The organism is Rhodovibrio salinarum DSM 9154 (assembly GCF_000515255.1).
GTDB lineage: Bacteria > Pseudomonadota > Alphaproteobacteria > Kiloniellales > Rhodovibrionaceae > Rhodovibrio > Rhodovibrio salinarum.
This window is the reverse complement of record NZ_KI911559.1, coordinates 102933-116518: the sequence shown is the minus strand read 5'-3', so window position 1 is coordinate 116518 and position 13586 is coordinate 102933. Positions and strand designations below refer to the sequence as shown.

The 13586-nt window shown below is 64.4% G+C and carries 11 protein-coding genes; 8 read left to right on the top strand and 3 right to left on the bottom strand.

Annotation, left to right across the window (positions count from 1 at the left end):
• Nucleotides 1-121 precede the first annotated feature (121 nt).
• The 3 genes from RHOSA_RS0100510 (at nt 122) to RHOSA_RS19480 (ending at nt 5196) form a co-directional block, all read left to right on the top strand.
• Nucleotides 122-1144, top strand: coding sequence for a FecR family protein (locus RHOSA_RS0100510; RefSeq protein ID WP_027287145.1), 1023 nt, complete (start codon nt 122-124; stop codon nt 1142-1144).
• Nucleotides 1145-1310: 166 nt separating this feature from the next.
• The gene (locus RHOSA_RS19485) at nt 1311-3764 is read left to right on the top strand and encodes a TonB-dependent siderophore receptor (RefSeq protein WP_081728337.1); all 2454 of its coding nucleotides are present in this window, start codon (nt 1311-1313) and stop codon (nt 3762-3764) included.
• A gap of 43 nt (nt 3765-3807) precedes the next feature.
• Nucleotides 3808-5196, top strand: a complete 1389-nt coding sequence (locus RHOSA_RS19480; RefSeq protein ID WP_051431657.1) for a PepSY-associated TM helix domain-containing protein — start codon at nt 3808-3810, stop codon at nt 5194-5196.
• A 53-nt stretch (nt 5197-5249) separates the two neighbouring features.
• Here the strand turns inward: RHOSA_RS19480 and RHOSA_RS0100495 are convergent, their stop codons facing one another.
• Both RHOSA_RS0100495 and uxuA read right to left on the bottom strand, forming a co-directional pair.
• Nucleotides 5250-6746, bottom strand: coding sequence for a mannitol dehydrogenase family protein (locus RHOSA_RS0100495; protein WP_027287144.1), 1497 nt, complete (start codon nt 6744-6746; stop codon nt 5250-5252).
• 1 nt (nt 6747) lies between these two features.
• Entirely contained in the window at nt 6748-7962 is a 1215-nt protein-coding gene (gene uxuA, locus RHOSA_RS0100490; RefSeq protein ID WP_027287143.1) for a mannonate dehydratase, read from the bottom strand.
• A gap of 123 nt (nt 7963-8085) precedes the next feature.
• Between uxuA and RHOSA_RS0100485 the strand changes: the two genes are divergently transcribed.
• From RHOSA_RS0100485 to RHOSA_RS0100465, 5 genes are all read left to right on the top strand, one after another.
• The gene (locus RHOSA_RS0100485) at nt 8086-8796 is read left to right on the top strand and encodes a GntR family transcriptional regulator (protein ID WP_051431656.1); all 711 of its coding nucleotides are present in this window, start codon (nt 8086-8088) and stop codon (nt 8794-8796) included.
• Between the two features lie 23 nt (nt 8797-8819).
• Complete coding sequence (locus RHOSA_RS0100480) at nt 8820-9794, top strand: TRAP transporter substrate-binding protein (protein WP_051432372.1); 975 nt, start codon at nt 8820-8822, stop codon at nt 9792-9794.
• Nucleotides 9795-9906: 112 nt separating this feature from the next.
• Nucleotides 9907-10410: a TRAP transporter small permease gene (locus tag RHOSA_RS0100475; RefSeq protein ID WP_051431655.1), complete on the top strand. Its 504-nt coding sequence runs from the start codon at nt 9907-9909 to the stop codon at nt 10408-10410.
• 2 nt (nt 10411-10412) lie between these two features.
• Nucleotides 10413-11690: a TRAP transporter large permease gene (locus RHOSA_RS0100470; RefSeq protein WP_027287139.1), complete on the top strand. Its 1278-nt coding sequence runs from the start codon at nt 10413-10415 to the stop codon at nt 11688-11690.
• A 9-nt stretch (nt 11691-11699) separates the two neighbouring features.
• Nucleotides 11700-12737 carry an L-idonate 5-dehydrogenase gene (locus tag RHOSA_RS0100465; RefSeq protein WP_027287138.1) on the top strand — a complete coding sequence of 346 codons (1038 nt, stop codon included), beginning with the start codon at nt 11700-11702 and terminating at the stop codon, nt 12735-12737.
• Nucleotides 12738-12869: 132 nt separating this feature from the next.
• Here the strand turns inward: RHOSA_RS0100465 and RHOSA_RS0100460 are convergent, their stop codons facing one another.
• Nucleotides 12870-13478 (bottom strand): hypothetical protein, encoded by a 609-nt coding sequence (locus tag RHOSA_RS0100460; protein ID WP_156092441.1) that lies wholly within the window; start codon nt 13476-13478, stop codon nt 12870-12872.
• Nucleotides 13479-13586: the final 108 nt, after the last annotated feature.

The following is a 13586-nucleotide window of genomic DNA, read 5'->3' as shown; positions in this document are numbered from 1 at the left end:
GCATCTTCCCAGTCAGGAGGCGCTGCCCGCGGGCAGTCCAAGATCGTGAACCAAGCGCGCGACCGTCTGGGGCGACGCCGCCGGCGCGGGTCGCTTGCGAGACTGCTGGCAACGGGACGGCATGACACGACCGAGGCGCCGCTCGGCGAATACAGGTCCGCACAACGACGCGCTGGCCGAAGAAGCGACCGCGTGGTTCGTGCGCATGACCTCCGATGCTGTCAGCGAAGCGGACCGCCGTGCCTTCCAAGCCTGGCTCGATCGCGATCCCGCCCATCGCGCGGCGTATGAAGATGCGCAGGCGCTCTGGGGCGAGCTTGGCGGCCTGCCCGATCCGCGGCCCGGCGCCGCGACCGGGAGTCCCCCATCCGATCAGTGTGCTCGGCACAAAGAAGAGAGTTCTCCTCGGCGTCGAAGCCATGTGTGGCCGGTGGCAGCAGCTATCTTGGTCGCCGGGGTCGTTGGCCTGTGGGCATTGGGCGGCACGGACAGCTTGCGGGCCGACTACGCCACGGCTGTTGGCGAAACCCGGGAAGCGGCCTTGGCCGATGGCTCGGTGGTTCGCCTCAACACCGATACGGCGCTCACGGTCGACCTGGGCGACGACTGCCGCTGCGTCGAGCTGCTGCGCGGCGAAGCCTTTTTTACCGTGGCGTCCGAACCGGACCGACCGTTCCGGGTGACAGCGGGCGACGGCACGGCGCAAGCGCTTGGCACGGCGTTCGCCGTGCGTGAAGCGGACGCGGCCGTGCGCGTGGGCGTCGTCGAGGGGCAGGTCCGCGTGGCCCGTGGACAAACCGGAGGCGATGACCCGGACGGCGTCACGCTGGGGGCGGGCGAGGTGGCGCGCTACGGCCCTGTGGGCGGCATCGAGACGCGACACGCCGATGTGGCGGCGCTGACCGCTTGGCGCCACGGTCGGCTGGTCTTTTCCGATCGGCGCCTGCGTGACGTGGTGGCCGAACTCGACCGCTATCGCCCTGGCGCTATCCTGTTCCTCGAGTCCGCGATCGCTGAGGCGCGTTTCACGGGGGTCTTCCGGCTCGACGATACCGGCCGGGCGCTTGCCGCCATCGAGGCGACGCTGCCGGTCGACGTCATCCATGTCACCCCCTGGCTCACCTTGCTGCGCGCCGACGGCTGAGGCCCAGGTCGGGCCGAGGCCCGACTTTTTTCCATGTCCGCGCATTTTTCTCGTTGGTGAGGGTCAGGAGGCCGGCTCCCCGATCGGTCTAACCCGTGACATTGACGCACAGGCGGTCTGCCGCCCTGCGCTTTAGCGGCGTTACCGACGAGGGGGAGTGGATTAGATGAACACCTGGGGGAACACGGGCAGCAGCAGGCCCGCCACGCGGGACCGAGCGCTTTGGTATCGCATGGGGGCTTTGCTCACAGGGGGCTCGCTGCTGGCGCTGGCCGCTATTCCGGCTTCGGCCGACGAGGGGGCGCAGCCTGTGCGCGAGACCGCACAAGGGTCTGCCCAGCTCGCCCAGGCGGCTGAGGCCCAGCGCTTCGACATTCCCGCAGGCGACCTGCAGACGGCGCTGCTGGCCTTCTCTCAGGCCGTCGACCTACAACTCCTCTACCCGGCGGAGATGACGGCCGAACGCCAGACCCAGGGCGTGCAAGGTTCGTACACGCCTGAAGAGGCGCTGAGCCGTCTGCTTGCTGGTACCGGACTGCAGTATCGCTTTTCCGACGCGAATACCGTGACGCTGACAAAGCCAGGAACGCAGGACGGTGCCGGTCCTTTGCAGCTCGGGCCGATCACGGTGGAAGGGGCAACCGAGTCGGCTTACGGGCCGGTCGACGGCTACAAGGCCTCCCGCTCGGCAACGGCGACGCGGACGGACACGCCACTGATCGATGTGCCTCAGGCCATCCAGGTGGTGCCACGTGAGGTCATCGAGGATCAGAAGGCCAACAGCCTGGCGGATGTCGCCAAGAACGTCAGTAACGTTCAAGCGGGCGGCACCTTTGGCAACCGCGCGGAGGTGCTGCGGATACGGGGGTTCGAGCAGTTTGCTTTCACGTCTGACGGGATGACCAGTAACCCCTTCTTCGGGGACGAGATCTTCCTTGATCTTGCCAATGTCGAGCGCGTGGAGGTTCTCAAGGGCCCGGCATCGGTGCTTTATGGGCAGGGGGGGCCGGGCGGTCTGGTCAACCTGGTGACCAAAAAGCCCCTGGATGAGCCGCGTTACGCTGCGGATGTGACGGTCGGTAGCTATGAGTTCGTGCGTCCAACGGTGGATGTCTCCACCCCCCTGAATGCAAGCAAGAGCCTGAAATTCAGGGTCAACGGCGCCTACCAGCGGAGTGACAGCTTCCGGGATTATTTCATTGATTCCGAGCGCGTGTTCGTTGCCCCGATCGGCACATGGGACATTTCGCCGGATACGCGGCTTACGTTGAGCGCGCAGTACGCGGAGCAGGAGAACCAATTCGACCGGGGCTTAACCGCGGTTGGTGATCGCGTTGCCGATGTTCCGCACAGCCGCTATTTCGGCGAACGGTTCTCGAAGTACGAGGCGGACCAGACACGGCTGCGCTACCTCCTGGAGCACGAGTTCAATGACTCGTGGAAGGTGCGTAACTCGGCGCGCTTCGTCACCGGGAATGCATCGCGCTTCAGCGCGGACAATCGCGGTCTTCAGGCCGACAACAGGACGCTCGATCGCCGGACGTTTCGCCAGCATGACGACATCCGTGAACTGCGCCTTCAGAACGATGTAATCGGCGCGTTCGAGACCGGGCTCCTCGAGCACGAGGTGCTGATCGGTGTTGAAGCGGCCCGGGCCGAACGCGAGGTCGAGTATGCCATCGCAAGCCTAGCCCCCATCGATATTTTTGATCCGGTCTATGGCGCGCAGCCCGGGACGTTCGGGTCGTCGACCACGACCGATAACCGCATCAACAATGTCGGGCTGTACCTGCAGGATCAGGTGTCGATCGGCGATCACTGGCAGGTCCTCGCCGGGGGGCGTTTCGACTACGCGGACATTCGCAGCAAGCGCAACGGGGCGGTGACGTCCGATCAGACCGAGCGCGAATTCTCGCCCAGACTCGGTCTTGTCTACAAACCCGTCGACCGGGTGTCGCTGTACGCCAGCTACAGCCAGTCGTTCCAACCCGAGATCGGGTCCACCTACGCAGGCTCGCCCTTCGAGCCTGAAACCGGCGAGCAATACGAGGTCGGCGTCAAGACGGAGTTCTTCGACCGACGGGTCTCGACCACCTTGGCCGCGTTCCAGCTAACGCGCGAAAACGTGCTGACCGCCGATCCGGACAATCCGGGCTTTTCGGTGCAAACGGGCGAACAGCGGAGCCGAGGGGTCGAACTGGATATCACGGGTGAGATCCTGCCCGGTTGGAAGGTGATCGCCTCCGGCGCTTACATAGACGCCGAGGTCACGGAAGATAATACGATCGAGGTCGGCAACCGGCTGGCCAACGTTCCCGAGATCAGCGGCAGTCTTTGGTCGACCTACGAGTTTCAGCGGGGCTCGCTCAAAGGTTTTGGATTTGGCGGCGGCCTGTTTGCGGTCGGTGCCCGCAAGGGTGACCTGGAAAATACCTTCGATGTGGATGGCTATGTGCGCACCGATGCCACGGTGTTCTATAACTATAGCGAGAACATCCAGACATCCCTCAATATCCAGAATCTGTTCGACGTGGAATACATCGAGGCTTCCCGCGGCCGAAGAGAGATCCACCCCGGTGCGCCTTTGACGGTGATGGGGACGCTTTCGCTTACGTTCTGACGTTGGGAAGTGGGGTCGATGCGACCATAGCGACGGCGGTGTCATGAAGACACGTGCCTGGTTTCGTGTGCACAGCTTCACGGGGGTGATTACCGGCCTGCTGCTGTTCGTGATCTGTTGGAGCGGGACCGTCGCGACGCTCTCGCACGAGATCGACTGGTTGGTGACGCCGGAAGCGCGGGTTGCCGTCGGTGCGGAGCGGGCGAGCTGGGGCGATATCTTGGCTGCGGTCGAAGCGGCCTTTCCTGAAGCTCAGGTGACATCGCTCCAGGCCCCGCTCTATCCCCGCTCGGCGGCCGAAGTGCTGATCAACCGGCCGGAACAGGCGCGCGTGCGTGTCTATGTCGACCCCTATACCGCCGAGGTGCGCGGCGCCTACAGCTATATGAACGTCTGGCGGTTCTTCCGCAGTCTTCACCGGAATCTGTTTTTCCCGACGCAATGGGGCGTTTTGTTCGTCTCCGCGTTCGCTGTGACGATGTTGGTGTCACTTGTGGGCGCCCTCTGTTTCTACAAACGCTGGTGGACCCGCTTTTTCCGGTTCAAGGCGGGCAAAGGCCGGACGCTTTGGTCCGAATTGCACAAGACGGGCGGTCTCTGGAGCCTGTGGTTCGTGCTGCTGATCAGCGTGACCGGGGCGTGGTACGGCATCGAACGGGCCCGGTACGAATTCGCCGACGGGATCATGGCCTATGTCGGCGCCGAAAGCTCCTCCGTTCATCCGGCGCCGCAACCGACCTGCGAGTCCACGCGCCCGGATCTGCCGCTGGACGCGGTCGTGGCACGGGCGCGCTCGGTGCGGCCGGACATGGATTTGCGACACCTGCGTCCCGGGGAGTGTGCCCTCTACCTTGACGGTCAAGCCGACCATCTGCTGGTGCGCGATCGCGCCAACCGCCTGTACGTGGACAGGCACACGGGAGAGGTGCTGTACGACCAGCGCGCCTCGGACCTGCCGCTGTACTGGCGCTGGGCGAATACCGCCGATCCCTTGCACTACGGTGACTTCGGCGGCCTCGCCAGCAAGCTTGTCTGGTGCGTCTTCGGTTTGGCGCTCAGCGGTTTGATCCTGACCGGCACGTGGTTGCACGTGCATCGGCTCGCCCGCGAGGCGGGCGGGAAAGCCCGTGCCCGATGGCCGGGGACGATGGCCGCGTGCGCGATTTCGCTCGGCGTGCTAGCCGCGTCCGTCCCTTTGGGTTTCTTCCAGACACGCGACCTCTACGGCCCCCTGGTCGATGGGACGCGGCAGTTGCCGACACTCGCGCCGGGTGTCCGGGCCGTGATCCTCGGCTGGATCGTTCTCACAATGGCCATGATCGGCGGCTGGATCTTTGCGCTGTGGCGGCCACAGATGCTGGTGCGGGACGTGGCACGGGGCTCGCGCCGCTGCCGTGGCGGGTCAAGATCGGCCTCCCGGTCTTCGTCCTAAGAGAGCTCGGCTCGGGGGTGAACGCTGTATAGAACGGCCAAGATCACCCGATGTCAGGATGGCGTCGCTGCTCGGTCCTGCGCCTCGGCGTCGATTACCGCGCGCACGCCGTTCGCCATCGTGGCGTTCAGGATCTCCCCGACCTGCGCCTGGAAACCCGCGTCGGCGGCCAGACGTTGGGGGGATACGTCCCGAAGCGCGAACAGTGCGGCGGCCAGCGCGTGCCCATCGTCGCCAGCCTGCGCGACAGCCGCGGCTATGCTCGCCTCCCGAGGGTCGCGGAGGTCGTAGGTCTCCCCCGCTTCGCTCCGCCCGAGGCAATAGCGCATCCACATGGCAAGCGCGAACGCGAAGGGGCGGGTGGGCGTGCCCTGCTCCAGTGCCGCCACCGCCGGTGCTGCGATGCGCTGAGCCAGCTTCTCGGTGCCGTCCATCGCGATCTGGTAGGTCGCGTGTGCGATTGCCGGGTTGGCGAAGCGCTCGGCCAATTGCTCGGCGTACCGCGCCCGGTCGATCCCATCAAGCGGTTCGAGGGTTGCGGCGGCGGCCGCGAGATGCCGCTTAACCAGCGCCGCCAGGGACGCATCGGCCATCACGTCGCGTACATAGACGCAGCCCGCCAGAAATCCGGCATAGGCGAGCATCGAATGGGTGCCGTTCAGCATCCGCAGCTTCATGCGCTCATAAGGGGCAACGTCGTCGACGAACAGCGCGCCGCCCGCTTCCCAGTCGGGGCGACCGGCGGGGAAGCGATCCTCGATCACCCACTGCGTGAAGGGCTCCGTCTCGACCGCCGCTAGGTCCTCCAGGCCGGTTTGCCGTTCCGCCTCCGCGCGGGTCTGTGCGGTCGGGGCCGGTGTGATCCGGTCGACCATCGAGCAGGGGAAAGCCACCTCCTGCGCGATGAAATCGGCGAGCTCAGGGTCGATCCGCCGGGCGAAGGCCGTCACGCCGGTCCGCAGAAGGTGGCCATTGTCCGGCAGGTTGTCGCAACACAGCACGGTGAAGGGGGGGATGCCTGCCTGCCTGCGCCGCCGCAGCCCTTCGGTCAGGAGGCCGAGCACGCCGGTCGGTGCGTCCGGACGCGCCAGGTCGGCAGCAACGGCGGCATGCGTCTCGTCGATGTCGCCGGCGGTGCGGTCGATGCCGTACGCCTTTTCCGTCACCGTCAGCGTGACGAGATGGATGTTAGGGTCGACCAACGCCGCCAGCACGTGCGCCACGTCCCGCGAGGCCGCGCGCGCTTCGGCAAGGCTGGCCACGATCCGGCTGTGGGTGCCCCCGGCGCCTCGTGTGATCAGCGTGTACAGCCCGGACTGGGCGTTCAACGCGTCGACGATCTCGGTGCTGCGCAGGCTGACACCGATGATCCGCCAGTCGCCCCCGGAACGCGCCAGCGCGTCATCGGTGTAAACGGCCTGGTGGGCACGGTGGAACGCCCCACACCCAATGTGGACGATCCCAACGCCATGCGCCGCTGGATCGTAGCCGGGACGCACGGCCGTCGCCTGCGCATGGCCCATTGTCGTCTCGCCAAGCTGGGGGCTCATTTCAGGCGCTCCCGGACGATGCGGTGCTGAGCGCGGTCATGATACCGCGCAGTTCGGCGAGCCCCTTGAGGCGCCCGATCGCTGGATAGCCGGGTTGGGCCTTGCGGTTGAGGTCGTCCAGAATGTCCTGTCCGTGATCGGGCCGGAACGGGATCGAGCAGTCGGCGCGACCCTGCGCGCGTCGCCGTGTCTCCTCCTTCAAGACGGCGGCGACGAAAGCGACCATGTCGGTGTCACCGCCAAGATGTTCGGCCTCGTAGAAGGAGCCGGGCATCTGGTCGTCTTCCCGCTTCACATTGCGCATGTGCAGGAAGTGCACCCGATCCCCGAGCCGTTCCATCATGCCCGGAATGTCGTTGTCCGCCCGGGCGCCCAGCGACCCCGAGCAGAGCGTGATGCCGTTGGCGGGACTGTCGACGGCGCGCATGACCCGTTCGTAATCCCCCTCGGTCGACATGATCCGTGGCAGTCCCAAGAGCGGGAACGGCGGATCATCCGGGTGGCAGCAGAGCCGCACGCCAAGACGTTCGGCGAGCGGCACAACCTCCTCCAGGAAGGTGACCAGATGTGTGCGCAACTGGTCGGCGTCGATGGCTTCGTATTCGGCAAGATGACGGCGGACATCCTCGAGCGTGAAATGCTCCGCCGCGCCGGGAAGGCCAAAGACCACGTTGCCGGAGAGCGCCTGACGTTCCGTCTCGTTCATCCCGCGGAAGCGGCGTTCCGCTTCCTCGTAGACACCCTCCGGAAAGGCCGTTGCGGCGCCCGGTCGGTTCAGGATGAAGATGTCGAATGCCGCGAAGTCGAAGACATCGAAGCGCATACAGGTGCCACCGTGCGCGAGCCTGTAGGCAAGGTCCGTGCGCGTCCAGTCCAACACCGGCATGAAGTTGTAGCAGATGGTCTTGATCCCCGCGTTCGCGAGGTTCGTCAAACTGATCTTGTAGTTCTCGAGATGCGTGCGCCAATCACCCGTCTGCTTCTTGATGTCTTCAGACACCGGCAGGCTTTCCACCACATCCCAGGCCAAGCCGGAAGGACTGCCGTCGCGGCGCGTGGCGATTTCCCGTTGGCGCTGGCGGATTTCCTCGGTCGCCCAGACCTGACCCGGGGGGATGTGATGGAGGGCTGAGACGGCGCCTTCGACACCTGCTTGGAGCATGTCGTCGACGCTTACCAGGTCGCGCGGACCGAACCATCGCCACGTCTGGCGCATTCGGCATCTCCCTTCACGGTCGCTTGAATTGGCCCCATCATCCATACCGAAGACAGCAACGGTTGACTAGTATGGTAGTATACATTTTACTTCGCACCGGTAGAAACGGAGACGGTCGCGAAGATGCGGCAGACGGCACCAGCCCAGCAGCACACCCTGGAGGTCGCGGCGCCGATCGGCCCGCAATTGCTGCGCAGCCTGCGTGAACGCATTATCCGGACGGAGCTGGTGCCTGGGATGCGGCTCTCCGAACAGGAGATTGCCGAAACCTACACGCTGTCGCGACAGCCGGTGCGCGAAGCCTTTATCCGCCTTGCCGAAGAGGGGTTGGTGGAGATCCGGCCGCAGCGCGGCACCTTCGTGCGGAAGATCTCCGAAGCCGACGTTATGGATGCGCGTTTCGTGCGCGAAGCCATCGAGGCGGACATCGTCCGGCTGGTCGCCGAGACAGCGGACGCGCACGTCGCCGCCGACCTCAGAGATCTCGTCGCGCGCCAGGTCGAGGTTCCTGATGGCGACCCCGCCCAGTTCTTGCAGCTGGACGAAACCTTCCACCGCACGTTGGCGGATGCGGCCGGTAAGGGCCGCGCCTGGAAAATTCTTGAAAACATCAAGGCGCAAATGGACCGGGTGCGCTATCTGACGGCGAGCGAGTTCCCGAAGCAACTGCTCATCGAGCAGCACCTGGCCATCGTCGATGCCGTGGAACGCGGTGAAGGAGAGATCGCGGAAGCCGCGATGCGCGAGCACCTGCGCAAGGTGCTGTCTGATCTGCCCACCATCATCGGGGCCTATCCGGACTTCTTCGAACCCGGCCAACAGCCGATCGAATGAACAATCAGCATGGGGAGGACAATATGCTGAAACGAGTCTGCAAATGCCTGCTTGGCGCCACCGTCGCCACCACGCTCCTGTCGGGCCCGGCCCTGTCGCAGGAGATGACGCTCAAGCTGGGCCACCTCGCCAATGAAGAGAACACCTGGCACAAGGCGGCCGTGAAGTTCGGCGAGGAACTCTCCGATCTCACCGATGGTGAGATCAAGGTTGAGGTTTACCCCAACGAATCGCTCGGTTCCGAGATGGATCTCATCAACGGGATGCAGCTCGGCACGGCCGATATGACGATCACCGGTGAGAGTCTGCAGAACTGGGCCCCGAAGGCGGCGCTGCTCGCCATCCCTTACGCCTACACCTCTCTTGACGAGATGGACCAGGTCGCAAGCGGCGAGATCGGCGAAGAGATCGAACAGCAGATCATCGAAAAGGCGCAGATCCGCCCGATCGCCTATTTCGCGCGGGGGCCGCGCAATCTGACGTCGAACCGTCCGATCAAGACGCCGGAGGATCTGAACGGTCTCAAGCTGCGGGTGCCGAATGTCCCGCTGTTCGTCGATGTCTGGAAGACGCTTGGCGCCAATCCGACCCCGATGGCCTTCTCCGAGGTCTTCACCTCGCTGCAGAACGGCACGATCGATGGGCAGGAGAACCCGCTCGCGCTGATCAACTCCGCCAACTTCGCCGAAGTTCAGGACTATGTGAACCTCACCGAGCACGTCCGTTCCTGGATCTATCTCACGATCTCGGAAATGACTTGGCAGGAGATGACGGACGCGCAGCAGGACGCCGTGATGGAAGCGGCCAAGCGTGCGCAGGCCTACGAGCGCAAGCTCTTCCTCGAGGATGAGAAAGAGCTGAAGCAGACGCTGAAGGAAAAGGGCATGGAGTTTGTCGAGGTCGACAAGCAGGCCTTCGCCGACAAGGCCCGCGATGCCGTGCTCTCCAACGTCAGCGACGAAATCCGACCCACGGTCAAGAAGCTCTTCGACAAGTAAGTCGGACGCGGTCAGACACGACCGCGTTTGAGCGACCTGCGCGGCCGGGTTGGCCCTTTGGGCTTCCCGGCCGCCTCTTGTGTTCGATTATCCACACAGGACGGGGGCGCGCTTGGCGTTCCGGAAACTGCACGCTGCGATCATCGCGCTATGTCGGCTTGGGGTCGGTTTGGCCTTTGCCGCTCTCATTGTGGCGGTCCTTGTCCAGGTTGTGGGCCGGTCGATTCTCAATGACTCCCCGCCCTGGACCGAGGAGCTGACGCGCTATTCGCTGCTCTGGCTCGTGGCCTTCGGCGCCGGTCTGTCGCTGCGGACGGGCGATCTGGTGAATGTCGACGTCGTTTGCGAGGCGCTGCCAGGCCGCTGGCCCTGGCGTCTGCGCCTGTTCGCAGCGCTTGCGACCGCCGGCCTCTGCGCGGTCCTGCTGATCCCGACCTGGCGTTTCGTCTCGATCGGCGTGCGTCAAACCTCGCCGGTTTTGACGCTCAGGATGGACCTGGTGCACGGCAGCATCCTGGCGCTGCTGGTGATCCTCATGATCTTCGCATTGTCGCGGGCGATTGCGATGCTTTCCGGAAAATCCGACGGCCATCCCGCCGTCGATAGCGAGCCATAGTCATGAGTCTGGCGCTGTTAGTTGGTGTGTTTCTCGGCGGACTGATCGTCGGGATTCCCGTGGCGGTCACCCTCGGGCTGGCGTCGCTTGCCTACATCGTTTCCGCGGGTTTGCCGCTCGTCGTGATCCCGCAGAAGATGTACGCGGGCATGGACGTCTTCGTTCTGCTGTCGATCCCCGGCTTCATCCTGGCCGGCAATCTGATGAACCATGGCGGCATCACCGAGCGCATCGTGCGGTTCGCCAACGCGATCGTCGGCTGGTTGCGTGGCGGGCTCGGGCTTTCGAACGTGGCCGCCTCGATGCTGTTTGGCGGCATTTCCGGCACAGCCGTGGCCGATTCCGCATCGATTGGCGGTGTCATGATCCCGGGGATGAAGAAGGCGGGCTATCCGGCGAACTTCTCCGCCGCCGTCACAGCCGCCTCCTCGACGGTGGGGCCGATGATCCCGCCGTCCGTGCCGATGATTATCGTGGGTTCGCTGTCGGGCGTTTCCGTCGGGCGGATGTTCATGGCCGGCGCGGTGCCCGGGATCCTGCTGGGTCTCGCCATGATGGTGACGACCTACGTGATCGCGGTTCGCAAGCAGTTCCCGCGCCAGCCATGGCAAGGCATGGGCGAGCTTGGCCGCTCGTTCTTCGGTGCCTTTTGGGCACTTTTCATGACGGCGCTGATCGTGGGCGGCCTGCTGTCCGGCATGATGACGCCGACCGAGACCGCCGTCGTCGCCAGCTTCTACGCCTTCCTGGTCGGCGCCTTCGTCTACGGCGAACTGCCGCTCAAGAAGGTGCCGAAAATCGTCGTCGATTCCGCGATCGCGTCCGCCGCGATCCTGGTACTGGTGGGCTTCGCCAACGTCTTCGGCTGGATCCTGGTTTCCGAACGGATTCCGCAGATGATCGCGGACGCGGTGCTGTCGGTCACCGACAACAAGTACGTCGTGATCCTGCTGATCAACGTCTTCCTGTTGTGCATCGGGATGTTCATGGAGACGATCGCAGCCCTGATCGTTCTCTTCGTGCCCCTGCTGACGCTGGCCGAGGGCGTTGGCGTCGATCCCTTGCACTTCGCGGTCTTCGCCGTCTTGAACCTGATGATCGGGCTGACCACGCCCCCGGTCGGGGTGTGCCTGTTCGTCTGCGCTAACATCGCCCGTTTACCCTTGGCGCCGGTGGTGCGCGCCGTGCTGCCGTTCCTGGTGACCAACATCATTATCTTGCTGTTGGTGTCGTACATCCCGGCGCTGGCCACCTGGTTGCCAACCGCGATCTTCGATTGAGAGGCCTTCATGGAAACCCGCGTTTGCCGCTTGCATAGCGAGCACGATCTCCGCCTCGAGACGCTTCCCCTTGCCGAACCGGAGCGCGGCGAGGTCCGCGTGCGCATGGGCGCCGGCGGGATTTGTGGCTCGGACCTGCACTACTTCCACGACGGCGGCTTCGGCCCGATCCGCGTGAAGGAACCGATCATCCTCGGGCACGAGGTCGCTGGGACGGTCGAGGTGCTGGGCGAGGGGGTCACGGGCCTCGCCATTGGCGACAAGGTGGCGCTCAACCCAAGCCGCCCATGTGGGGAGTGCCGCTATTGCGCGGAGGGGCACTTCAACCATTGCCTCAACATGCGGTTCCTCGGCTCCGCGATGCGGCTTCCCCACGAGCAGGGCGGGTTTCGCGAGCACATGGTGGTGTCAGCCAGCCAATGCGAACTGCTGTCGCAGGAGACCAGTCTGACGCGCGGCGCCTGCGCGGAGCCGCTTGCCGTCTGTCTGCATGCGGCAAACCGGGCTGGCGACCTGTCCGGCAGGCGCGTTCTGGTGACCGGAGCGGGCCCGATCGGCGCGCTCTGCGCGGCCGTCGCCAGACATCGCGGCGCGGCCGAAGTCGTTGTTACGGACCTGCATGACACGCCGCTGTCGGTTGCGCGGGCGATGGGGGCCAGCCAGACCATCAATACCGCTGAGCAAAGCGATGTGCTCGATGCCTACGGCAAGGACAAGGGCACCTTCGACGTGGCCTTCGAGTGTTCGGCCGCGGCGCCGGCGCTCGCCTCGGCGATCGCCACGGTACGGCCGCTCGGCCGCATCGTTCAGGTCGGGGTGACCGGCGACATGTCGGTTCCGATCAACGCGGTCGTCGGCAAGGAAATCGACCTCGTCGGTACCCACCGCTTCCATGCGGAGTTCGCGGACGCGGCGAAGTTGATCGATACGCAGGCGATCGATGTGGCGCCGATGATCACCCACCAACTGCCGCTCGACAGCTTTTCCGAAGCGTTCCAGCTCGCCGGCGACCGCACGCAGGCGGTCAAGGCGCAACTCCTGTTCTAGCGCCTGTCCATGTGAGGCATTAGGGCCTGGCCCGCCGGCAGGGGCGCATACGTCAGGATCAGGGATCGCCGATGCGAACGTGCGGCGTGGCGGCAGGGTGACAACGCCGGCCTGCTGCCTGCCGTGCGCATTTTATTGGCTGGAATCGGAGGTGCAGTTTTCGCGCACATAGGCGAATGCTTTGGCGGCGCCCGCCATGTCGAAGGTGATCTCGAGATTTTTCCCCTCGGCATTGCTCAGCGCGAAATGCACCTGATCGGCATCCTCGAAGCGCGTCATCAGCTCATCGGCTTCTGCATTCTCCAGAACCGCTTTGCTGCCATTCGAGGTGGCTCGCCATGCTTCGGCATGCCTCTCGCCGCCGTCGATCGAAAAGCGCACATCGACCTGCCCACTCTCGTTGACCTGCCAATTGGTCTCTTCAGGGTTCAGCGCGAGCATCATCGTGCCGTTGAAGCAGTTCGCCATAAGGGTGTGATAGGCGCCATGGTTGACGTAATAGGAGGCGTTTTCGACGGTGATCACCTGGATCAATCCATCGTACTCATCGGTATTATCCCGGTAGACCCACCACCCGGTGATGGGGTGTTCGCCTCCGCCGGACGCAATTCTCCAGCGAAATCCGGAGTAGTCGATTTCGGTGTGATTGGGGTCCGCCCAGTCAGGTTGCTGGTCAGCCGATACAGCCATGGGTGAGATGCAGAGGATAGCCACAGCGGCAACAGCCGTACGCAGGTTCATTTTACTTCCTCGGTAGAGGTGCTGGGTATCGAGCAGCGAATTTTTGGAAAACTGACCCCTTTGTTCCCCAAAATAGCACTGCCTTCACAGTGAAAGTCCTGTGTCATC